The sequence below is a fragment of the Pseudanabaena sp. PCC 6802 genome, from assembly GCF_000332175.1.
Lineage (GTDB): Bacteria > Cyanobacteriota > Cyanobacteriia > Pseudanabaenales > Pseudanabaenaceae > PCC-6802.
Genome location: NZ_KB235910.1, coordinates 828,977 through 849,236, shown reverse-complemented (window position 1 = coordinate 849,236; position 20,260 = coordinate 828,977). Strand labels below are relative to the sequence as shown.

The window sequence follows — 20,260 nt, the reverse complement described above, 5'->3', positions numbered from 1 at the left end:
ACAAACCCGCTACTTAATTATGTGGTTTGCGATCGCCCCCACAATACCAATGTCATGCGAATTTGGTCGTAGGTGTATTTGCCCTTGAGATGGTCGAAGATATTGCGCAGCGATTCTGTACCGACAGTTTCGATCGCTACAATAATCTCATTCTGAGATGACTGCGGGATAATTCTCTCAATTTCTGATGATGCGGATATTAGATTTAAGCGCACGGCTTCAGTAAGATGCGTCCAAATTGTGGGCGGCTTTAGCCCGCGTCTTTGAGCGATTTGCCCTATATCCAAGCCTTGTTGAAATAGGGTAAGACTCTCTAAGGCGGTTTCGGAAAGCGAACTAGCCGAAGATCTAGGCGATCGCGAAAATGTTGGTTGGGGTGGATGGAAAGGATAGTCCTGCTGATGTGCCTGAATTAGTTGGATGACGGTTTCGCCATACTGCGATCGCTTGCGATCGCCGATGCCCGATAATTTACCAAATGCTTCCAGGCTAGTTGGTTGGTGCTGTGCCATCAGGCGCAATGTCCCATCGTGAAAGACAGCATATGGTGGAACGGACTGCTCCTCTGCCAAGCGCTTGCGCAGTTTTCGCAGCTTTTCATATAGGATTGTATCTATGGTCGCTTCTGCTGTTTCTATTCCATCGGATTTCTCAGGTGTAGTGCGCCTGGCGATCGCGATGGTTACAGGGCGCTGCTGGCGCAGTACTTCCCAGCTTTTAGCATTGAGTTTGAGAATGGGATAGCCATCGGTGGTTTGGTCTAGTAGACCCTGATGCAACAGCGATCGCCCCAAAGTCCTCCATTCATCTACACTGCGATCCTTGCCAATGCCATAGGTAGAAAGCAAATCGTGCCCGTTCTGGATAATTTTCTCCTTGCGAGAACCCCGCAATATATCGATAATATACGCCATGCCAAAGCGCTCCTTGACGCGGACGACACAGGAGAGAAATTTCTGCGCTTCTACCGTCCAATCTTCCATGGGCTTCGGCGAGCGACAGTTGTCGCACTGCCCGCAATTACCAGCAAAACTCTCCCCAAAGTAGCGCAATAGAATACTGCGCCGACATTCTGTGCCCTCGGCATAGTCAATCGTCTGATTGAGTTGCTGATATGCAATCCGCTGTTCCTGCTCCAGCGGATCGTTTGTCTGCGGATCGACTTTCTGCTCGATCAAAAACTTGATAATTTCGATATCCTGCAAGCCAAAAAATAGAGTACATTTGGCGGGATCGCCATCCCTCCCCGCTCTGCCTGATTCTTGGTAGTATCCTTCAATATTGCGCGGTAGGTCGTAGTGGATGACAAATCTGACATCCGGCTTGTTAATGCCCATGCCAAACGCAATCGTAGCAACCATTACGCGCACGTCGTCGCGGATCCAGCGCGTTTGATTTTCGGCGCGATCGCCGCTCTCCATCCCCGCATGGTAAGGTAAGGCGGTAATGCCATCCATTTGGAGCTTGCGCGCAACTTCTTCTACTCGTTTGCGACTGAGACAGTAGACAATACCCGCCCCATTTATGCGCTGGATCTGCGATAAAAGCATTTCGTAGGACTGTCGATCGCCTTTTTTAGGAAGCACTTCATAATAGAGATTCTGGCGATCGAAGCTAGAAACATGTACTAAAGGATCGCGCAGTTGTAATTGTGTGAGGATATCCTGCTGCACGCGCGCAGTGGCAGTGGCAGTCAGGGCGATCGCAGGTACGTTGGGATAACGTTGGCGCAGTTGACCGAGTTGCCGATATTCAGGACGAAAATCGTGCCCCCATTCTGAGACGCAATGGGCTTCGTCAATGGCAAAGGCTGCGATCCCAACTTCTGAGGCGATGCGATCGAGAAAAGTCAGGAATTTATCCGTAAAGAGGCTTTCAGGAGCCACATAAACCAGTCGGATTTCACGGTTGAGAATCGCCTGCGATCGCTCCCATTTCTCATCTCTGGCGAGCGTGCTATTCAGGAAAGTAGCGGGAATCCCATTATTCCTGAGCGCGGATACTTGATCTTGCATCAAGGCAACCAGGGGTGAGACAACCAGGGTAATGCCCGGCTGTACCACCGCAGGTAGCTGAAAGCACATTGACTTACCGCCTCCAGTTGGCATGATTGCCAGCACGTCCTGTCGCTCTAGCAGCGCCGTAATAATCTCCTGTTGCCCAGGGCGGAAACTATCGTACCCAAAGTATTGTTTCAGTGCCGTCAGTAAATTGGGAGGCGCGCCTGACATTAGTTCTCTTTACTCTTGTACGGGAATGCAGGTTAATAGCATACCAATTGTAAAGGCGAATGCCATTCGCCCCTAAAGAGATTTATGCATAGCCCAACTTTGAGGAATTGGGATGATTCGATCGCAGATCCCTGGATTTACCGCGATCGAGCTACATAGCTGACTGGATCGGATTGCGTAACGTAGATTCTGGGTAAACGATGCTTAAAGCCGCAGAGGATTTCCCATGAGATCGTGCCCAGAACCTTTGCCCAATCGTCGGCTGTTGTCAGATCCTCCTTACCCAAAATAGTCACGGGATCTCCCACCGCTACCTCAGGAACGTGGGTAACATCAATTAAACACTGATCCATAGTAATTGTCCCCACCTGCGCCACGGTTTGACCGTGTACCACAACCTTGATGCGATCGGACAAACCGCGCGGTACGCCATCAGCGTAACCGATCGCCACTGTCGCAACTTTCATATCAGTAGGGGCAATAAACGAATAGCCATAGCTGACACCACTTCCAGCATCAATCTCCTTAACTTGAGTAATTCTTGCCTTTACCTGCATAGCCGGGCGCAGTTCGATTTCATCTTTGAGGTGTGGGGCAGGGTATAAACCATATATGCCTAAGCCGGGACGCACGATGTCGTAGTGCAGATCGGGATCTGTGAGCATCCCAGCCGTGTTAGCGAGGTGAAGGCGGCGTGGATAAATGCTGACATCCTGCAAAGCCTTAATGACTGTCGTAAATCTTTGTTTTTGTTGGTTTAAGATCGTGCGATCCAAATCGTCGGCGGTGGCGAGGTGGGAGTAAACACTTTCGACTTCTAGCTCCGGCAAGCTAGTCACCAACTGGACAAACTCCGTTGCCGATCGCCAATCCGTACCCAATCGAGACATGCCCGTATCGATTTTGAGGTGAACGGCAATACGGCTGCCAATTTCTTGCAATATCTCGTGAAATATAAGCGCCTGCTTGGGCGTGCAAATTGTAGGTTGGAGGCGATATTCAGCGATCGCTCTAACTTCATCGGCGCTATTGGTTGCCCCCAGAATTAAAATCGGTGCAGTAATTCCGGCATTACGCAGTTGAATACCTTCGGGAATAGTGGCAACACCCAGCCAACTAGCACCTGCTTGCAGTGCTGCCTGACTTACACCAATGGCACCATGACCGTAGGCATCTGCTTTGACGATCGCCATTAGTTCTGTCTGAGGCGATAGTAAACGTTTAAGCTGGCTGACATTATGCTTAATGGCAGATAGATCGATCTCTACCCAAGCCCGATGATTTTGCTTCAACATTGTTCGCACTCCTCACTATGTTCCATATCCTCGCATATTCACCAGACATATAGCCATAGACAGATCTGTTAGGACAGGGGCTGCGCACCCACGCAGGGGAGGCAGGGCGGTCTTGGGGGTTTCCCCCTAGAGCCACTGCCGTGTTCCACCCCTGCACACCGTCCTAAGCCTGTTGGCTATAGCTATATCTGTAGCGATCGCTTAAATTTTGCCAGAGATCCAAAAATTTGCCCAGAAATAATTTGCAATAGTTTAGTTCGGGCTGATTCTGGGTATAGTCAGCCTATAGCATTCATAGGTAATTAATAAGGTTTGAGTATCAGGCATGTCACAAGAGCAACAAGACACCATAAAGGTAAGTTTGGAGAGCGGTACTAGTAACTCTCAAGCTCCTGATACAGCAGCTAGCTACGCAGCATCAACTGAGGTCAAGCAGCTATGGGAAGGCCTGGTCAAAAGGTATGAAAGATTGGATTTGGAGCATTACAAGCCAGATAAGCAAGATCTTAACTCTAGCCCCACCGATCGAACCGAGATCGCCAACTATAGCAAGGAAAGCAGTCTGATGAGTTTGCCGCCATCTAAACCACAAGCACCGACCCCATCTTCCGATAATTCTTTGAGAAGGGCTGGGTTGCGAGAGAAGAAACTGTGGAATTCTCTGAAAGTGCTATTGGTTTCTGCTGCCCTAGTATCTGGCATTGTCTACTTGCAGGAGCATTCTAAACAACGAGAGATTGAAGGACATCAAGCTGTTACCCAAAGGGAGCAGGCGCTAGTTCAGGATAATGCCAGACAAGAGAGCTTAAATAGATACTTCGACACCATGACTGCTTTGCTTTTCGATCGCAAGCTGAGAACGGCCAAAGACAACGATGAAGTTAGAGTAATTGCCCACGCCAAGACAATCACTACTTTGCAGAGCTTGGATAGCAAGCGTAAGGGTCTTCTGCTCTTGTTTTTACAGGAAGCGAAGCTAATCGAAAGAGATAATACAGTTATCTCTCTTACCAATGCAGATCTCAGCTATACAAATCTTAGCAGCATGAATTTCTACCGCAGCAACCTGAGCGGTACCAACCTTAATGGTGCGGATCTCAGCAATACTAATCTCAGCGGGGCTAATCTGAGCAGCGTCAATCTCAGCGAAGCTAACCTTAGTGGCGCGAACCTGGGCAATGCCAATCTCAGCAACGCTAATCTAGACAGTGTCAATTTCAGCAACGCTAACCTCAACAATGTCAATCTCAGTAATGTCAATCTAGAGTATGCATTTTTGTGCAAAACCATCTTATCCGATGCCACAATTAGCAATCGCAATTGTAAAAAATTAGGTATTGCTCCAGGACTATAATTGGGTACGCTTCGATCGACCTATCATAACCAAATCTGCATTAATTACCCCTATTGCCTGGCGACTGGAAGTCGCGGCTACACAAACAAAGTCCGCGCAGGCGGACTTTAAGTAAAAAGGGGGGAGCAAACCAGGATTTGGTATTACAGGTAAAGTGAGGGCGATCGCATAGTTTTGGGCATCTGGATAACTAACATTTATGAGTTTTGAACTAAAGATTCGCGATGCTATTACTCCTCAAGGGCAAAGATTGGCAATTGTGCCAATTGCAGGTCGCTTGGACTCTATCGTTACCATGGACGTGCGCAATAAAATTCAACAAATTGTTGATTTCGGTTACCCCAATTTGCTCCTGAATCTGGGGCAGGTTACCAGTTTTGACAGTTCTGGGATTGGAGTACTGGTTTCAACTATGCGCAAGTGCAAAGCCGCAGGTGGATATATGGCAATTTGCAGGTCGCCAGACGTGGTGACGATCGCGCTGGAAGCCTGTGGTATGGAGCCGCTATTCCCCAGTTTTGACGATGAAGAGACTGCGATCGCTAACTTCCCTGCTTAACAAATTACTCAGCTTAACGTCACTATGAATTCAAAGGTTGCCTTTTTAGGCTTGGGCATTATGGGCGGGTCGATGGCAGCTAACCTGGCGCGTAAAGGTTTTGATGTTAACGCTTGGAATCGCTCTAGCGATCGCCCTAGCATCACTACTGCTAGAGAAGCAGGGGCTAAAATTTTTACTTCGATTCGCGAAGCGGTGGCAGATGCTGATACCATCTTCCTCTGCGTGTCTGATGTTCCAGATGTGGAAGAGGTATTACTGGGAGATACAGGCGTGGTGCATTATGCCCGCCCCCATGCTCTAGTCGTTGACACCAGCACGATTGGTCCTCAGGCAGCTAGACGCATCGATCAAGCTTTGCAGGCCCAGAACCTCCGCTTTTTAGATGCACCGATTTCTGGCGGCGACATCGGTGCTAGAAATGGCACGCTTACATTCATGGTTGGTGGCGATCGCTCGGATTTTGAGGAGTGTCAGCCACTACTAGCGGCAATGGGCACCACTATGCGTTGGTGCGGTGCGGTGGGGAGCGGTCAAGGGGTTAAACTTTGCAATCAGATTTTAGTATCGACGTACATGATGGGCATCTGCGAGTCAATGCTGCTGGCGGAGCAAATTGGTATCGACCCCAATCTAGTTGTGGAAGTATGCGGTAGTGGGGCCGCAGCGTCCTGGGCGCTGTCCAATCTGGGCATGAAGGTGGCGGAGTCGGATTTCCAGCCTGGATTTACGATCGCCAACATGCTCAAAGATCTAAAATTTGTCACCGCGATTGCTAATGCTGATGACAAGCGGTTAATGGGCGTAGAACTAGCTCGACAATTATTTCAAGCAGTGAGCGAGCTAGATGATGGTGCAGAGCAAGGCACGCAGGCAATGATTCGCGCTTACCGCGAGCGCCAACAGCCTCTGGTGGAATAGTAAGGGTTAGCATTTGTGCGATAGTCTTCGCATCAAACGCAAGCGTTATTGACAAATCTCAACGCGATCGGCATCAATGCGATCGGTCGTCTCGTGGAACCGACAGTAAGGGTTTAGCATTTGTCTGACTATCTTCACATCAAACGCAAGCGTTATTGACAAATGCTAAACCCCTGCGTTCTGCGTAACCCCCAACCCCAACCCTCCAACCTGTAAAATAATCTACGATACTTACTGAAATATATTTATTCATTCATGGACGACAAACTTGCGATCGCCTATCTTGTTAGCCTGGTAACAATTTTATTCGGTGTGGGATGGTTCGTACTGCGCCAAATCTTGAAGAGCCGCAGTCTAGAAGCAGTAATTTCTAAGCTGCAACCCAAATTACTAAAAGAGAAAGGTACTCCCGAGGAATACTACGAGTTAGGCAGCGTCTATCTGAGAAAGAAACTCTATGCCAAGGCACTGAGCGAGTTTCAAACAGCAATCAAAGCTGGTGGCGAGAACGCTCCCGAGATCTATAACGCTATGGGCTACGCCTATTTTTCCCAAAAGCAATACGATCTGGCAATCAAACATTACAAAGAAGCCCTGGAGCTAAACCCCGAATACGTTTTCGCGCTTAATAATCTGGGGCACGCCTACGAACAAAAAAATCTAGTGCCGCAAGCACTAGAAGTTTATGAAAAGACTTTAGCGATCGCTCCCGATAACGACACTGCTAAGCGCCGCGCTAATTCATTACGCAAGCGCGTTGCCGCCAAGCAATCATAACGGTAACAGCTTAATTTCGGTTGGAGGTGTCACAAATGCGTATTCCTCAACCAATATGCCCTGAATTACGTGTTCCTGGAGAACGCGCTCCAGGATCTCTGGCGTGGCTGAGCGATACCATACGCCTTCGGGGTAAATAACTAAAATAGGGCCGCGCTCGCACACGCGCAGGCAATTTGCCTTGGTGCGAAATACCTTGGCCTCTAACTTGAGTTCCTTAATGCGACGCTTTAAGTAATTCCAAGCCGCCAATCCTACTTCTTTCTGACAGCATAGAGCTTCAGTTTGATCGGCACACAAAAACAGATGTCGCTGAATCCTATTCAGGGATAGCTTTTGCACTTGGCGCTCTAAGCTCTGCTTGAGATCTTGTTCAAGAGCATCAGCATTTGCATTTGTCATCATTTTCGCGCGATCGCCTAGGGTGTAACTTCGTTGACCTGTTTGGTGACGGGATTGCGTAACTTAACATTTGGCGCTAGAGCAGACAAACCAGGAATCTGTCTTAGAGCGGCATCGAGATCGGCAAAGTCAGGTTTACCGTCCAGGTCAAATAACACCTTGCGATCTGGGCTAAGCACAACTGTCTGCGGCACAAAGCCTCGGTAGTAATATGCTTCGTCATCAGTGTTGAAATTGGTTTTAGGAGTGCTTAGATCGAGACTATCTACAGCAATGGGAATGATGCTGACAGCCTTACCGTAATAAGCTTGCACGTCATTTAGTACTGGCGTGTAAAGCTTGCAGTCATAGCTGTCATCAATGTAAAAAGCAATTACGGCTGGTTTTCCAAGCCGCAAGGATTCTTTTAGATCGACCTTGGGTGGTACGAGCGAACCATTGCCACCATAAAGCGCAAAAATATTGCCATCAAAGCGATCGTCTTTGAGGTTGGCATAGGCGGGACTTGCGATCGCGCCTACGATTGCCAGTACACAGATCAGACAAACAACCGACCTGAATATCCGATCGACAGAGAAACGCACAAAACTACTCAGCCAGTTTTTCATCACAGACCTATTTCAGACATTAGTCACAGTCAAGTTATCGCTGCGATCGCCTTAGCATTCATGGAAGCCGTGGGCGCGGATCAGGTCGAAGAACTCCTTCTTTAAAGAAGGATCGGTTCGGAAAGCACCGCGTACAATTGAGTTGATCATTTTCGTATCGGGTTCTTTTACCCCGCGCCAACTCATGCACATGTGTTGAGCCTTAATTACAAACGCCAATCCTTTTGGTTTAATCAGGTCTTCGATGATGTCAGCTACCATCACGGCTGCTTCCTCTTGAATGTGAGGGCGACTCATTACCCAGTCTACAATGCGATTGAACTTTGAAATACCAATGACGCGATCGCTAGGGAGAATACCAACCCAGGCTTGCCCCACAATTGGCACGAAGTGATGCGAGCAAGCAGAACGTATCGTGATTGGCCCCAGGGTATATACCTCGTCAAGTTCCTTGGCATTGGGGAAATCCGTGACTTTGGGCATGGGATGATAGCGACCCTTAAACACCTCGTCAACGTACATTTTGGCAACGCGACGCGCTGTTTCCTTGGTGTTGTGATCGTTCTGCGTATCGATCACCAAAGAATCAAATAGGCTTTGGAGCTTGCCTTCGATCTCCTTCTTTAACTCTTTTCTTTCCTCATCGCTAATAAATTCTGAAATATTGTCATTAGCAAAATAAGGAGCGCTTGCCGTCTCTAATCTGGTACGAATTATTTGCGAAATCGGCATCTTAGCAATTTTTTGGGTTGTAGAAAGTCTAGAGGAATTTGGTTCGTTATCTTGATTAAAAGCAGGCGAGCGAGATAAAGAGATTGTCATGTTGATTTAAATACTTTTGCGTGACACTACAAGAGGAGGAAAAAACACCCTTGTCTAGTCCTTCAAACACCTATCTTGGAGACTAGATTCTAAAGATAAGGTTAAGATACCAGGCTGAAACATTCATCTATCTTTCGACATCATGATTTTTGCCAAGAGAGAGAAGTTTTTTTACACTCCTTTACAATTCTAAATCATTTCTTAAGATTTGTGGGTTGCTAGTGCCAAAGATCTCGAAGGTTCAAGTAAGAACAAATTTGTCTATCCTAAGGTTTGAGCCGGGTAGCAAAATTTTCAGCGCGGGAGGGTGAGAGCGATCGCGCCTTTAGAATTGCTGCTGTTAGGAAGGCATAGGACAAAATCCCTACGATTGCCGACACGACCAGCGATGTATTTTGGTTGGGGCTAAAAGCACTAGAGGCATTCCAAAAACCATGTAGAGCAGATGCAGTCAGGTAGCCAATAGGTAGAACTACCCACGCACTTTTAGGTTTTAAAATACTAAGGCCAATAAAATAACCAAAATAGCCACTGTAAGCCATATGTCCTGCAACCGACCCCAAAACCCTAGGGATCAGGAGTTGCAGTCCGATAAAAAGCCCTGCTCCTTGCCCTGCCTCTCTTGCAACTTGGGCGACAAGATTGGGTACGTACTGTCCTAGAGTTTCCAATAAAGTAAACCCAGCCGCAGAAGCTGCACCTATCAAAATTCCATCTAGCGGTTCCCATACTCCTACGCGCTCTCGAAGAGGACTGCGCAACCACGAACCGATCGCAAAAAAGACCAGAATTGGTATCGCTTTAAACAATTCTTCCAACATGCCTGCGCCGAAAAAATGCGCCACAAAAGTGGGGATAAAACCTGCACCTTGAGGTAAGCCCGCTACGTTACCAGGCAGCAATCGCCGAAATACCAATTCAAACAGCAAAAATACAGGAGGAATTATCAACAGCGCCATCGTCATAATGGCGGCACTAAGCAACAACCACCAGGGTTTAGACTTGCCACACATTTGATAGATAACGTAGAAACCACCCAGAGCCAGGTAAAGAGCCAACAACCCCGCAAAAGCAGTAAAGTTGCCGATTGTCGCAAACATGGAGACGACAACCGCAACAGTTACAATGCCTGGAATCAGGAAAGCCTTGCGGCGCAGGTCTTTGCCAGTTGAAAGGATGGGTACGAGTTGCGATAGTGAAATACCAGCACTACTAGATGAGGGGGAAGCAGATGGCGAACCGACAGGCGTTCTGGGTGGTGATGGGGGAATGAATTCTCGATCTCTAATTGCTCCTGCTGGTGCTTCGATCGCAAACAAGAAAGTCACAGCGTTTTGCCCTACTGTAATGCGATCGCCAGATTGTAATCTTTGACACCCATACAAACGCTGACCGTTGACTAAGGTACCGTTAGCGCTGTTAAGATCGCAAACTTCCCACCCCCCCGATGCTAGAGGTCTCAGGACGGCGTGCGTACGAGAAATAGAAGGGTATTGGGCAGAGTCCAGGACAATCTGACAACTAGACTCCCGTCCGATCTTCATCTCCTGGGCGATCAAAAGTGGGTAAAGCCTATCGTTATCGAGCTGCTTTAAAGATGCTTGGTTCACTGTTCGCTTGCTATGGTTTAATTTTTCTGGCTCTTTAACTAATTCTAGCTAAACAGCGTTCTAACCAAACAGCGATGCTAGCATCGCCACTGTTGTTGCTCCATCTTTCAGAAACGCGAAAGGATACTAGTGTCAAAGTTAGACAAGTCAAGGACTGAGTGTTTGTTCGTTAGCAAGACTTAAAGATTTCTGAATGCGTTTCAATCTTTGCTGACGAATCTCTTCATCAAATCTAGCTAGCACTTCATCAAGCTGTAACCCTAATTCTTCAATTTCCAGGCGAGCACAACGCAAGTTACCTAAGAGACGTCGATCAACTGACGGATCTGGCATCAATGGTTGGTTTGTCATGGTAACTCCCACTCAGTCCTAATTTCTCGAATACTTTGCTCTAGTGCTGGTAGTCTAGCCTGCGTAGTCGCTATGCTCTGCATCACTAGCTCTAGCATATCTCCTGGAACATGAGGCTGAACATTAAAAATCCGGATTTGCAGACTCGAAAACTGGGAAAATCGCTCTGTTGCCTGTTCTGCAACACTTTGCAAGTCGTCAAGATAAACAATTGTCCTTTTTGTTTCACCAAATGTATCAAATAAGAAAAATTCAGTGGATCTGGCAGTATCAATAACATCTGCTAATTGTCGCTTTAGCCTCCAGATTGTCTCAGAGATTTCGGGTGGGATTTTTGCCATAATCGTGCTGAAAGCAACCCTTACTTTTGGTAAGAGATTACCATCAAACTCATGCTCCTTTTCAAAAACTGTGGCAGAGTGTAGGTCTAATATAGGATGATTACACGGAAACTTTCTGGGTAACACAACCAAACTGCCACCATACCCAGGGCAAACGCATAATATCAATAAGGCAAGCTAATTCCTAACATTACTAAGAATTAAGTCAATAGAAATAAACCTTTATCTACATCTAGCCCCACTCAAGTTTTTCCTTACTATATAGATAGATCTGGCTGGCTTCAGAGTATGCGGTTGCCATGAATGTAACCATTCCCTGCGTCAAAGCACCCCCGCATTTGGCATCAGCACCAGATCGCTCACTACAGCATTAGCTGGTAATGACAGCAGATAAACAATGGCATCTGCTACGTTGTCTTCTGTAAGCATGGCTTCCCGGTCGAAGTTCGCCGCTACCGTGTCCCATAGCGGTGTATTAACCGAGCCAGGACAAATTGACATGACTTTAATACCGTGCGATCGCTCCTCTTCTGCCAAAGCTTGAGCCATTCCTAATAAGCCGAATTTACTAGCACAGTAGGCTCCCCATTGAGGAAAAGCTTGTTTAGCCGCGATCGATGCCACGTTGACAATCGTGCCATGCTGTTGTCGTCGCATCGCAGGCAGAACTGCCTGAATGCATTGAAATACACTGGTTAGATTTAGATCGATTACTTTTTGCCAATCCGCTAAGGGCGTATCGATAAGCTCTCCGATGTATGCCATCCCCGCATTATTGACTAACGTGTCAACGCCACCAAAATCCGCCACGATATTTTCGATCTTGGCAGCTACCGAACTCACATCTGAGAGATCGAGTTCGTAAGCTTTTACACTTGCGCTCGCTGTTTTTTGCGCGCTAATGTCAGCGATCGCTCGATCGGGATTCCTGCTAACTAATGCCACGCTCGCGCCTAATTTAACCAACGCGCTAGCAGTAGCTTTCCCAATCCCGCTACTAGCCCCCGTAATCAGAATTTTTTGCCCAGCTAATTGCGAAGTCATGCTTGTTAATTTAAAGTCTCATTCCCCATCCTAAGCTAAGCCTGTCTTCGATCGAGCATCTGAATTAACGACCTTACGCTTTCAGCCTGTTTATCTGCTATAGCTGCTTGTATTTTGGCGGTTTCTTTGATCTCGATTAACTCAGCTTTAAGGTCAATATTGATGTCAGCTCTTAACTCAGTCATACCATTGAAAACATTAGCAACTGCTTGTTCTAATAACTGAGTCGTCATTACTAACTGTTCGAGGTTATCATTCACTTCAGCCCTTGACTCAATAATGCCATTGAGGGCATTAGCAGATGCTTGTTCCAGCAACCGCGTAGTTGCTACTAGTTGTTTGAGTTCATCATTCACTTCAGCCCTTGACTCAATAATGCCATTGAGGGCATTAGCAGATGCTTGTTCCAGCAACCGCGTAGTTGCTACTAATTGCTCAGTGGTAGTTGCTAACCGCTCGGTAGTCGTTACTAATCGATCGATATTGTTACTGGCGCTGGCGTTAGACTCAGCTATAGACTGCAATTGGGCTTCTATACTATCCAATCTTCGATCTGTAGTCATTTTCTTAATTTTGTGGTGCTAATCTTCTTAAAATACATTTATAGCTCGTTATAGCTCGAATGTAGGTACTTGCATTACATGAATTTTTGGGAGGCATCAATTGGAAAGCCTGGTTTTACAAGTGTTCGCCGTACTTCTAGGTGCCAGTATTGGCAGCTTCCTCAATGTTGTCATCTATCGCCTCCCGGCAGGGCTTTCCCTACTGTTTCCACCGTCGCGTTGCCCCAAATGTCACAAACAACTCAGTCCTAAAGACAATATTCCTATTGTGGGCTGGCTGTTGATTAAGGGGAAATGTCGTTATTGTCGCGCTCCGGTTTCATGGCGATATCCCCTAATTGAGTTCATCACAGCTTTACTATTTTGGTTGGTTGCCCTTGCCTTTGGCGCTTCACAACCACTTTTAATCTCGATCTTATATTGCTTATTCTTGGCATGGCTGCTAGCACTAGCCATAATCGATATCGATACTATGACCCTGCCTAACGCGCTTACCCAGTCTTGTCTCGGCTTAGGTGTGGTCTATCATTTGCTTAACGCCGCGATCGCAGGTGACAGTCGCATTACCTGGGGGAGTGAGCTTATTGCCAGTATTACTGGTGCAGTGGTCGGCATTTGGTTGCTCGACATCATGCGACTGTGCGGTCGTATCTTTTTGCAAAAAGAGGCAATGGGTGCTGGAGATGCTAAGTTAGCTGCTGCAATGGGGGCGTGGTTGGGGTGGCAAAATTTACTACTGGCGGTGCTGGTTGCGGCGGCTGTCGGTTCGGTAGTGGGGCTAGGAGCGATCGCCATGGGTAGGCTAGGTCAAAAACAAGCATTTCCGTTTGGGCCGTTTTTGGCTTTAGGAGGGGCAATTTCATTATTCCTTGGCAACAAAATTTTGACAGTATATTTAGGTTGGTTTGGTATCAGCTAGAAACGGCTAGAGATTTCATCCCTAATGCAAAAATAATAAAAATCAGAGCTAAGTTTGCACGTTCTACTATTGACAAAGTATTCCATAGTTCTATAATCCCTGCATTAGTGGTGTGAGTTGGTACTTTCAAATCAATAAAAGATTATGTTCAGTAGCTTAAGCGGCCTTTTTGGCAGCAAACCCAGTGGTTTAGGCATAGAAATCAATTCGGAAAGAGTGAATGTCGTGCAACTACGGCGCAAGGGGCAATCTTCCTATAAGTTGTTAGGTCATGCCTCTGCACTTTTGCCTGAAGGAACGGTGGAGGAGGGCAGAATTAATGACCCCATTGTGTTGGGGGAAACGATTCGCAGTTTACTTTCAGAGAAAAAGATTAAGGCAAAAAGGGCTGCGACGGCAGTTCCAGGAAGGGAGACGGTTAGCCGACTGATCCGGTTGCCAGCCGAGATTCCCGATACAGAGCTGCGCGAAATGGTGCTCAACCAGGAGGCTAGTCTTTATCTACCTTTTCCCCGTGAAGATGCAGATGTTGACTATCAGAAACTCGGTACCAGTCTTGATGATGATGGGGTGGAAAGGTTAGAAATTTTGATGGTTGCCACTCCTAAAGAAGTGACCGATACTTATATTCAAACTATGGAGATTGCTCAGCTTCAAGTTGATATTGTCGAAGTGGCTAGCTTTTCAATCATCCGTTCTCTGCGTGAAGAGCTAATTAAATTTTCTTCGATGGCGGAGGCGGTAGCAATCATAGATATTGAATACGAGTCAACTGAAATTACAATCACCGTAGACGGGGTGCCACAATTCTCTCGTACCGTGGCGATTGGCACAGAACAAATTCAAAACGCCCAGCTACGCGCCTTAAATCTCCCACCGCGTCGCAATACCGATTTGGACATGCTATATGCTATGAAAGTTCCCGTGCAAGCGATCGACACCGCTGGTTTAGCCGGGGGAGTAGGAGGGAGTCCTGGCGATGCTGCCCTTTTAAGGGTGCTGGGAGACTTAGCAGATGAGTTGCGTCGGTCGATAGATTTCCATACCAGTCAGACTGCTGGGTCTGATGTTGTACAACTTTTGTTGGTTGGTCCGGGAGCATGCATCGGCCAGCTCAACGAGTTTTTTGGCCAACGTCTTGGTATTGCAGCAACACCAGTCGATCCGATCGCCGCTTTATCAATTAGTACTGACCAAGAGATTCCCTCAGCGGAACGATTGGGATTATCAGTAGCGCTAGGATTAGGACTTAGGGAGGTTTAGGTAGAATGTATTCTCTTGATATTAACTTTCTCAATGACCGAGAGACAGCAACGGAGGTAGCTCAGGAACAGCAGCCCCTTGCTGATAAGCAGTTTTTAATCGGTGGCGGCGCAATTGCTTTAGTGGCGATCGCGGCAGCGGCAGGAGCTTACTTCTTTCTCCAATTCTCCTCCCAAGGCTTGCAAGAGGAGTTTGCCACCTTGTCTAGCAAGGAACAAACCTTAGAACCCATTTGGGAAGTCAAGAAAAGCTTCTTTTAGTCACATTGCTACCATGTAAGAAGTCAGCATTTCAGTACCATACATCCCCTGAAGCAGCAAAAAATACTAAGTATTTATACTTTCTTAAATGAGTTCTTAGATGCGAAGCTAAAGGAGCTATCTACTGCCGAGCAACAAGTTAAAGCTGTTGACGATCGTACTAATGCTCTGGTGCAGTTATTTGTGGGTTCACTTCCACCATCAGCAATTTTACAAGACATCAGAGAACGGGCTCCCAGCAACGTGCAAATCTCTAACATCGACCAAAGCGGTAAAGGTGTGAGAATTGTCGGGCTGGCAACTAGTTTCGACGATGTCAACGATTTCCTTTTGCTTTTGCAGTCATCTCCCTATCTAGATAATCAAAAAACAAGGCTCAGGAGTGCAAGACTGCGTCCAGATAGCAAGGATATCAAGGTTACTCTAGTTGACTATGAAATCAGTTCGAACTTAGTGGAAAAGAGTGCTAGCGAGCTTTTACCAGATCTACAAAAGTCTGGTTCCGAAGGCACGGTTACCCGTATCAAGTTATTGCAGCAGAAAGGAGCAATTAAGTAATGGCAGCTAATATTGGTGCCGATGAGCTTCAGGCATCGCCTGGCATATCGCTATTCGGCATATCTTTATCTTCTAAAACTTTAGGTATAATTCTGGCAGTAGTTGGAGTTGCTCTTGCCGCCTACGGAACGGCTACGCAGACTCTCCCTTTGTATGAATCTATTGAGCAACAAAAAAGTCAAATTGCTCAAAAGCGGACTAGCGTAGAGAGCAAGGAGAAAGAAGTTGCCAGCAAGGGAAACGTGTCGCAAAGGGTAGCCGAAGCACAGCAGCGGAATAAAGAAGTACTGACTTTACTACCTAGCGCGGACAGTATGGACGTGCTGCTACGCGATCTCAATGCTCAGATTCCGCAAAGCGTTTCCCTTAGTAGCCCTGTAGGGGCCTTGCAAGTAAAAGGTCTATTTGAAGAATTCCGGCCAGAAGGAGAGCCAAAAGCAGGTGGCGACGCACAATTCACTACTCGCCAATACAACGTGCGTTTTTCGGCTACTTATGCTGAGACGGTGGCAACACTGAAAAGGATCGAAAGGTTAAAGCCGCTTCTCGTGATTCAAGATCTGAAAATAGTGCCAAATGCTAGTGTCAGGCCACTGATCGGCGGCAAAGAACTCACGCCCGACCAGCAGAAAATAGTGCAGACAAGGGCAACGCCTTTGCTTGCTACCAGTTTCAGGCTGATCGCATACGTGCCGCTGTCTGAAGCAGAACTGCAGGCACAGGAAGCTCAGAAGAAGGCCGCTGCTCCTGCTCCAAAAAAATAAATTAATTGTGTTTGGATTCATTTAATTCAGGTAAACTATATGCCTGGGTTTAGACATTTCAGTGGTTTAGATGAGGAGTTGAATTTATGAATAGGTATGTTTTCGTTTGCTGGCTCGCTCTGGCAACTATTTTCCCGCAGGTAATATTTACTGCACCCGTTCGTAGCGAGAGTGCTACTAACAGCGAGCCAAGTTCTGAAGTTCGAGAAGATGCACGAGATACAACAAATAAAGAGAAAAGCATAGTTCCCGATCTTGACAAGCAACGTGCTGACAAAGATGCTAAAGACGAAGCGATCGTGGCTCAGTCAAAATCAAAGCCAGCCGCCAAGCCAAAACCAGTGGCAGCTACTTCAGCCAACAAGCCAACACCAAAACCAGCACCGATCGCTACACCGACATCGCCGACCATCGTGGCGCAGAATGCAGGCAAGCCCCTATTCCAGCCCAGGGTGACCATCACCGATGAAAGAGGCAAACCGAAGTCAACGCCGCAAGCCTCACCAGTTAGCCCGGTACAGCAGCCATCCATATCGGTTACTACCCCATCCAGTTCGACAAATTTACGCTTGCCGGGACGAGTACAAGGTCAAGTTCCTCCCTTCCAACGTCGACCTGTACCAGCTCCGATAGGGGATATATCAGTCAGCAATACATTTCTGCGCCCTGACATTGTCGATCTGAGCAGTGCCGCTCGCGTACCAAGGCTTTCGCTCAAAGAGGCTCCTGTGCGCGAAGTTTTGTCGATCATCGCTCGCACTGCTGGCTTAAACGTAGCCTTTGCTGACGATGCCTCCCAACAGGCAGGGCAACCATCGACACCTGGGCTGCCTGGACAAGCAGCCGGAGTCAATTCCAGAATTACGCTTGACATCGAAAATGAGACCGCTCAAGAGGTTTTCAACAGCGTTTTACGCCTCGCAGGTTTAGATGCCAACCGCATTGGTCGCACGGTATTCGTCGCCGCCAAACTGCCCTTTAACCTGAAAAATACGATCACTCGCACCTATCGCATGAACCAGGTTACAGTTGGTGAAGCGTCAGCCTACTTAATTGGCTTAGGCGCAGAGCGCGTGATCAACCGCCAACGACCCATCCCCGGCGTTACAGCGGCTAACGTGGGCGCAGGTGGTGTGGTCGTACAAAATACGCCCACAGAAGCGGTACCTGTTCTGGAAAGCGTGCAGGGTAGTCCCAATTCATTGCTCCCGCTTAAAGGCTTGCAGGTAATTGGTGACGAGCGTGGCAACACTCTCATGCTGGTTGGCCCTCCAAGTCTGGTAGAGTATGCGGCAGCTCAACTGGCTCGTCTAGATATACGCAAGCGTCAGGTCGCGATCAACGTCAAGATCGTCGATGTTAACCTGTTAGCATCGCAACGATTTGGCAGCAGTAGCTCGTTTGGTATTAACGACACCTTCTTTACAATCAACCAGGGCGTTGCAACTTTGAACTTTGGACAAAACGTTCCCGCTGGAAATGTACCTGTAACAGCACGCGCTGACAATGGCTTATATAGCCAACCAATTGTTAATAATCCGCTAGCAGGTCAGCAGTTGTTCCTGAACCCGAACGGCACAGAAAGAGTGCGCGACCCTGTAACTGGAAATTTTGTCAATCGTAGTCCCAATCAACCCGGTTCTGTCTTCAGTCCTGATGGGAATCCCCTAACTCCAGGTATTAATGCCATTACTCAGTTCCAAAATTTACCCGCCAATGGAGTACAACCATACTCTTCGCCAACGATTTTAACTAACCCAGCTAACGGTCAGCCAGTACTAGATACCAGTGGTAATGCCGGTGTAGTGGGTAGACCTGCTACCTACTATCTCAATCCAGGCGGCGTAATCAATGCTAATCTACCAGGTTTAAACCCTGCCTTCAAGACCGGTCCATTTGCGAATACACCTTTGCTTTTAGATCCTGTTTCCGGCCAGCCAGTAATTTCTACGGCAGCAGTAGCTGCACAGGCACCCAATTCTAACGCACTGCTAGACACTATTGGTCAGGCGGCACAGTTTGCCTACTCTTTGCCGCAGGTCTTCCAATATCCCAAGCAGTTCCTATCTCAGCTAGAAGCTACCATTCAAAATGGCAATGCTAAGGTGCTTTCTAATCCGACTTTGACCGTTCAGGAAGGAGAAACTGCTGCACTCGATCTGGGTGATGAAGTTATCACTCTGGCAACAGATGGTAGATCTGTGACCAAAGATACGGCAGGTCTTCGTCTGTCAGTGAACATTACAAGAGTTGATGAAAATGGCTTCATCAATTTATCGCTCCTACCTCAAGTCAGCACGCCGGGTCTTAGAAGGAGAATAACCATCGGCAATAATACGGGTGGAATCTCCTTTGATGGTGAAGTCGATTTGCTTACCAAGCGGAGTATGAGTTCTGGTCAAATTCGCCTCAGAGATGGACAAACTCTGATCCTGTCAGGCGTAATCCAGGATGCCGATCGCCAGACAATTTCTAAGGTGCCTTTCTTGGGCGATCTGCCGATTATCGGTTCGCTGTTCCGCAGTGAAAGTACGGAAAATCGACGCAACGAGGTGATTATTATAGTCACGCCGCGCATTATCAACGACAGTGAGACCGCGAATTGGGGTTATATCTATCAACCAGGCCCTGAGGCACAGAAGGTTTTGGATAGTAATAGAATTCCATTCCAAAATCAGTAGCTCTGGTGTCCATTTGATGTCTAGATGTTGAAACGCGAGGCGTAACTTAATTACGCCTCGCTTTGTGTATAAATAAGAGTCGGTGTATGATTAGATCGCACGCTTTTTTGTAGTGCGTGCGATAAAGATTCAGGTGGCAGGTGTTTAGACTAGGGTAAATTTTTGCTCTAAAGGTAAGGAGTTTTATTCCTTGCTAAGGAAACTGGCTTTATTGTGAGGAAATAGTGAAAATATGAAATTCAAAGCCTTCGCTGCTACTTTATTGCTGTCAATGGGTTTTGCTGCTGGAGCCTATGCAGACAATCCCGAACACATCCAGAGATTGCTTCGCACTTTAGAATGTCAGAGATGCGAGCTTTCTAATATCGATATCAATGGTGCTAATCTCCATGGTGCATTTCTTAATAATGCCGATCTGCAGAACAGCAGGCTCAGAGAAGTTAACCTCACTCGCTCTGAGCTATCTGGAACTGATTTGAGAGACATTAATCTGATCGGTGCCAATGTCAACAACTCTTTTGCTGTTCGTGCCGATCTTTACGGTGCTAACCTGCTGGGCGCAAATATTAGAAACAGTAGATTGAAGTACGCCGATCTGAGAAAAGCCAACCTGAGCCAGACAAATCTAATTGATGCGGAATTGGTTTATGCCAACCTCAGTGGCGCTAATTTAACCAATGCGAGCTTGCGTCAAGCTAGCCTGTATCGAGCAAATCTCGTGGGAGCCAATTTGCAAAATGCCGACCTGTACAGGGCCGATTTCAGCGGCGCAGATTTATCGGGAGCCGATCTGACTGGTGCCGATATTTCTCGTGCCACTTTTAATGAAACGAAAATGTGCAAGACGATTTTGCCCGACGGCAAAGTCTCAAAAGAAGGTTGTCCTTGGGGTGAATAGGGATAGAGATGAATGAACAGTAGGGTGGCAATGCACACC

Annotated in this window: 21 protein-coding genes; 11 read left to right on the top strand and 10 right to left on the bottom strand. The window is 47.3% G+C overall.

Annotation, left to right across the window (positions count from 1 at the left end; all coding sequences use genetic code 11):
* Nucleotides 1-17: 17 nt before the first annotated feature.
* Nucleotides 18-2,231: a DNA helicase RecQ gene (gene recQ, locus PSE6802_RS0104190; protein ID WP_019498814.1), complete on the bottom strand. Its 2,214-nt coding sequence runs from the start codon at nucleotides 2,229-2,231 to the stop codon at nucleotides 18-20.
* Nucleotides 2,232-2,368: 137 nt separating this feature from the next.
* Complete coding sequence (gene alr / locus PSE6802_RS27685) at nucleotides 2,369-3,526, bottom strand: alanine racemase (RefSeq protein ID WP_019498813.1); 1,158 nt, start codon at nucleotides 3,524-3,526, stop codon at nucleotides 2,369-2,371.
* Between the two features lie 325 nt (nucleotides 3,527-3,851).
* Between alr and PSE6802_RS33120 the strand changes: the two genes are divergently transcribed.
* From PSE6802_RS33120 to PSE6802_RS0104165, 4 genes are all read left to right on the top strand, one after another.
* Nucleotides 3,852-4,880 (top strand): pentapeptide repeat-containing protein, encoded by a 1,029-nt coding sequence (locus tag PSE6802_RS33120; protein WP_019498812.1) that lies wholly within the window; start codon nucleotides 3,852-3,854, stop codon nucleotides 4,878-4,880.
* Between the two features lie 199 nt (nucleotides 4,881-5,079).
* The gene (locus tag PSE6802_RS0104175) at nucleotides 5,080-5,439 is read left to right on the top strand and encodes an STAS domain-containing protein (protein ID WP_019498811.1); all 360 of its coding nucleotides are present in this window, start codon (nucleotides 5,080-5,082) and stop codon (nucleotides 5,437-5,439) included.
* A 24-nt stretch (nucleotides 5,440-5,463) separates the two neighbouring features.
* Nucleotides 5,464-6,360: an NAD(P)-dependent oxidoreductase gene (locus PSE6802_RS0104170; protein WP_019498810.1), complete on the top strand. Its 897-nt coding sequence runs from the start codon at nucleotides 5,464-5,466 to the stop codon at nucleotides 6,358-6,360.
* A 255-nt stretch (nucleotides 6,361-6,615) separates the two neighbouring features.
* Nucleotides 6,616-7,137, top strand: a complete 522-nt coding sequence (locus tag PSE6802_RS0104165) for a tetratricopeptide repeat protein (protein ID WP_019498809.1) — start codon at nucleotides 6,616-6,618, stop codon at nucleotides 7,135-7,137.
* Here PSE6802_RS0104165 and PSE6802_RS27675 read toward each other — a convergent pair.
* The 8 genes from PSE6802_RS27675 to PSE6802_RS0104125 form a co-directional block, all read right to left on the bottom strand.
* Nucleotides 7,132-7,539, bottom strand: coding sequence for a (2Fe-2S) ferredoxin domain-containing protein (locus PSE6802_RS27675; RefSeq protein WP_019498808.1), 408 nt, complete (start codon nucleotides 7,537-7,539; stop codon nucleotides 7,132-7,134). The genes PSE6802_RS0104165 and PSE6802_RS27675 overlap by 6 nt on opposite strands.
* A 17-nt stretch (nucleotides 7,540-7,556) precedes the next feature.
* On the bottom strand, nucleotides 7,557-8,147 hold the full coding sequence (locus PSE6802_RS0104155; RefSeq protein WP_019498807.1) for a thylakoid membrane photosystem I accumulation factor: 591 nt from the start codon (nucleotides 8,145-8,147) through the stop codon (nucleotides 7,557-7,559).
* Between the two features lie 51 nt (nucleotides 8,148-8,198).
* Nucleotides 8,199-8,969, bottom strand: coding sequence for a GTP cyclohydrolase I (folE, locus tag PSE6802_RS0104150; protein WP_019498806.1), 771 nt, complete (start codon nucleotides 8,967-8,969; stop codon nucleotides 8,199-8,201).
* A gap of 266 nt (nucleotides 8,970-9,235) precedes the next feature.
* The gene (locus PSE6802_RS0104145; protein WP_019498805.1) at nucleotides 9,236-10,579 is read right to left on the bottom strand and encodes a PrsW family glutamic-type intramembrane protease; all 1,344 of its coding nucleotides are present in this window, start codon (nucleotides 10,577-10,579) and stop codon (nucleotides 9,236-9,238) included.
* 147 nt (nucleotides 10,580-10,726) lie between these two features.
* Nucleotides 10,727-10,930, bottom strand: coding sequence for a hypothetical protein (locus PSE6802_RS0104140; protein ID WP_019498804.1), 204 nt, complete (start codon nucleotides 10,928-10,930; stop codon nucleotides 10,727-10,729).
* Nucleotides 10,927-11,271: a hypothetical protein gene (locus PSE6802_RS0104135; protein WP_019498803.1), complete on the bottom strand. Its 345-nt coding sequence runs from the start codon at nucleotides 11,269-11,271 to the stop codon at nucleotides 10,927-10,929. The genes PSE6802_RS0104140 and PSE6802_RS0104135 overlap by 4 nt, the downstream gene beginning before the upstream one ends.
* 321 nt (nucleotides 11,272-11,592) lie before the next feature.
* Nucleotides 11,593-12,315: an SDR family oxidoreductase gene (locus tag PSE6802_RS0104130; RefSeq protein WP_019498802.1), complete on the bottom strand. Its 723-nt coding sequence runs from the start codon at nucleotides 12,313-12,315 to the stop codon at nucleotides 11,593-11,595.
* Between the two features lie 35 nt (nucleotides 12,316-12,350).
* Nucleotides 12,351-12,878, bottom strand: coding sequence for a hypothetical protein (locus PSE6802_RS0104125; protein WP_019498801.1), 528 nt, complete (start codon nucleotides 12,876-12,878; stop codon nucleotides 12,351-12,353).
* A 100-nt stretch (nucleotides 12,879-12,978) separates the two neighbouring features.
* On the opposite strand from PSE6802_RS0104125, the gene PSE6802_RS0104120 reads away from it, so the two are divergent.
* The 7 genes from PSE6802_RS0104120 (at nucleotide 12,979) to PSE6802_RS27665 (ending at nucleotide 20,221) form a co-directional block, all read left to right on the top strand.
* Nucleotides 12,979-13,797, top strand: coding sequence for a prepilin peptidase (locus tag PSE6802_RS0104120; RefSeq protein ID WP_019498800.1), 819 nt, complete (start codon nucleotides 12,979-12,981; stop codon nucleotides 13,795-13,797).
* A gap of 144 nt (nucleotides 13,798-13,941) precedes the next feature.
* Nucleotides 13,942-15,060: a type IV pilus assembly protein PilM gene (gene pilM, locus PSE6802_RS0104115; protein WP_019498799.1), complete on the top strand. Its 1,119-nt coding sequence runs from the start codon at nucleotides 13,942-13,944 to the stop codon at nucleotides 15,058-15,060.
* A gap of 5 nt (nucleotides 15,061-15,065) precedes the next feature.
* The gene (locus PSE6802_RS0104110) at nucleotides 15,066-15,320 is read left to right on the top strand and encodes a hypothetical protein (RefSeq protein WP_019498798.1); all 255 of its coding nucleotides are present in this window, start codon (nucleotides 15,066-15,068) and stop codon (nucleotides 15,318-15,320) included.
* Nucleotides 15,321-15,503: 183 nt separating this feature from the next.
* Nucleotides 15,504-15,878 carry a PilN domain-containing protein gene (locus PSE6802_RS27670; protein WP_162139196.1) on the top strand — a complete coding sequence of 125 codons (375 nt, stop codon included), beginning with the start codon at nucleotides 15,504-15,506 and terminating at the stop codon, nucleotides 15,876-15,878.
* The gene (locus tag PSE6802_RS0104100) at nucleotides 15,878-16,642 is read left to right on the top strand and encodes a type IV pilus inner membrane component PilO (protein WP_019498796.1); all 765 of its coding nucleotides are present in this window, start codon (nucleotides 15,878-15,880) and stop codon (nucleotides 16,640-16,642) included. The genes PSE6802_RS27670 and PSE6802_RS0104100 overlap by 1 nt, the downstream gene beginning before the upstream one ends.
* 86 nt (nucleotides 16,643-16,728) lie before the next feature.
* The gene (locus PSE6802_RS0104095; RefSeq protein WP_019498795.1) at nucleotides 16,729-19,323 is read left to right on the top strand and encodes a secretin N-terminal domain-containing protein; all 2,595 of its coding nucleotides are present in this window, start codon (nucleotides 16,729-16,731) and stop codon (nucleotides 19,321-19,323) included.
* Between the two features lie 232 nt (nucleotides 19,324-19,555).
* Nucleotides 19,556-20,221 carry a pentapeptide repeat-containing protein gene (locus tag PSE6802_RS27665; protein WP_019498794.1) on the top strand — a complete coding sequence of 222 codons (666 nt, stop codon included), beginning with the start codon at nucleotides 19,556-19,558 and terminating at the stop codon, nucleotides 20,219-20,221.
* Nucleotides 20,222-20,260: the final 39 nt, after the last annotated feature.

Bases quoted from the DNA above. Each gene is read 5' to 3' on its own strand.
- recQ (WP_019498814.1), bottom strand. From the start codon at position 2,231: ATGTCAGGCGCGCCTCCCAATTTACTGACGGCACTGAAACAATACTTT.
- alr (WP_019498813.1), bottom strand. From the start codon at position 3,526: ATGTTGAAGCAAAATCATCGGGCTTGGGTAGAGATCGATCTATCTGCC.
- PSE6802_RS33120 (WP_019498812.1), top strand. From the start codon at position 3,852: ATGTCACAAGAGCAACAAGACACCATAAAGGTAAGTTTGGAGAGCGGT.
- PSE6802_RS0104175 (WP_019498811.1), top strand. From the start codon at position 5,080: ATGAGTTTTGAACTAAAGATTCGCGATGCTATTACTCCTCAAGGGCAA.
- PSE6802_RS0104170 (WP_019498810.1), top strand. From the start codon at position 5,464: ATGAATTCAAAGGTTGCCTTTTTAGGCTTGGGCATTATGGGCGGGTCG.
- PSE6802_RS0104165 (WP_019498809.1), top strand. From the start codon at position 6,616: ATGGACGACAAACTTGCGATCGCCTATCTTGTTAGCCTGGTAACAATT.
- PSE6802_RS27675 (WP_019498808.1), bottom strand. From the start codon at position 7,539: ATGACAAATGCAAATGCTGATGCTCTTGAACAAGATCTCAAGCAGAGC.
- PSE6802_RS0104155 (WP_019498807.1), bottom strand. From the start codon at position 8,147: ATGAAAAACTGGCTGAGTAGTTTTGTGCGTTTCTCTGTCGATCGGATA.
- folE (WP_019498806.1), bottom strand. From the start codon at position 8,969: ATGACAATCTCTTTATCTCGCTCGCCTGCTTTTAATCAAGATAACGAA.
- PSE6802_RS0104140 (WP_019498804.1), bottom strand. From the start codon at position 10,930: ATGACAAACCAACCATTGATGCCAGATCCGTCAGTTGATCGACGTCTC.
- PSE6802_RS0104135 (WP_019498803.1), bottom strand. From the start codon at position 11,271: ATGGCAAAAATCCCACCCGAAATCTCTGAGACAATCTGGAGGCTAAAG.
- PSE6802_RS0104130 (WP_019498802.1), bottom strand. From the start codon at position 12,315: ATGACTTCGCAATTAGCTGGGCAAAAAATTCTGATTACGGGGGCTAGT.
- PSE6802_RS0104125 (WP_019498801.1), bottom strand. From the start codon at position 12,878: ATGACTACAGATCGAAGATTGGATAGTATAGAAGCCCAATTGCAGTCT.
- pilM (WP_019498799.1), top strand. From the start codon at position 13,942: ATGTTCAGTAGCTTAAGCGGCCTTTTTGGCAGCAAACCCAGTGGTTTA.
- PSE6802_RS0104110 (WP_019498798.1), top strand. From the start codon at position 15,066: ATGTATTCTCTTGATATTAACTTTCTCAATGACCGAGAGACAGCAACG.
- PSE6802_RS0104100 (WP_019498796.1), top strand. From the start codon at position 15,878: ATGGCAGCTAATATTGGTGCCGATGAGCTTCAGGCATCGCCTGGCATA.
- PSE6802_RS0104095 (WP_019498795.1), top strand. From the start codon at position 16,729: ATGAATAGGTATGTTTTCGTTTGCTGGCTCGCTCTGGCAACTATTTTC.
- PSE6802_RS27665 (WP_019498794.1), top strand. From the start codon at position 19,556: ATGAAATTCAAAGCCTTCGCTGCTACTTTATTGCTGTCAATGGGTTTT.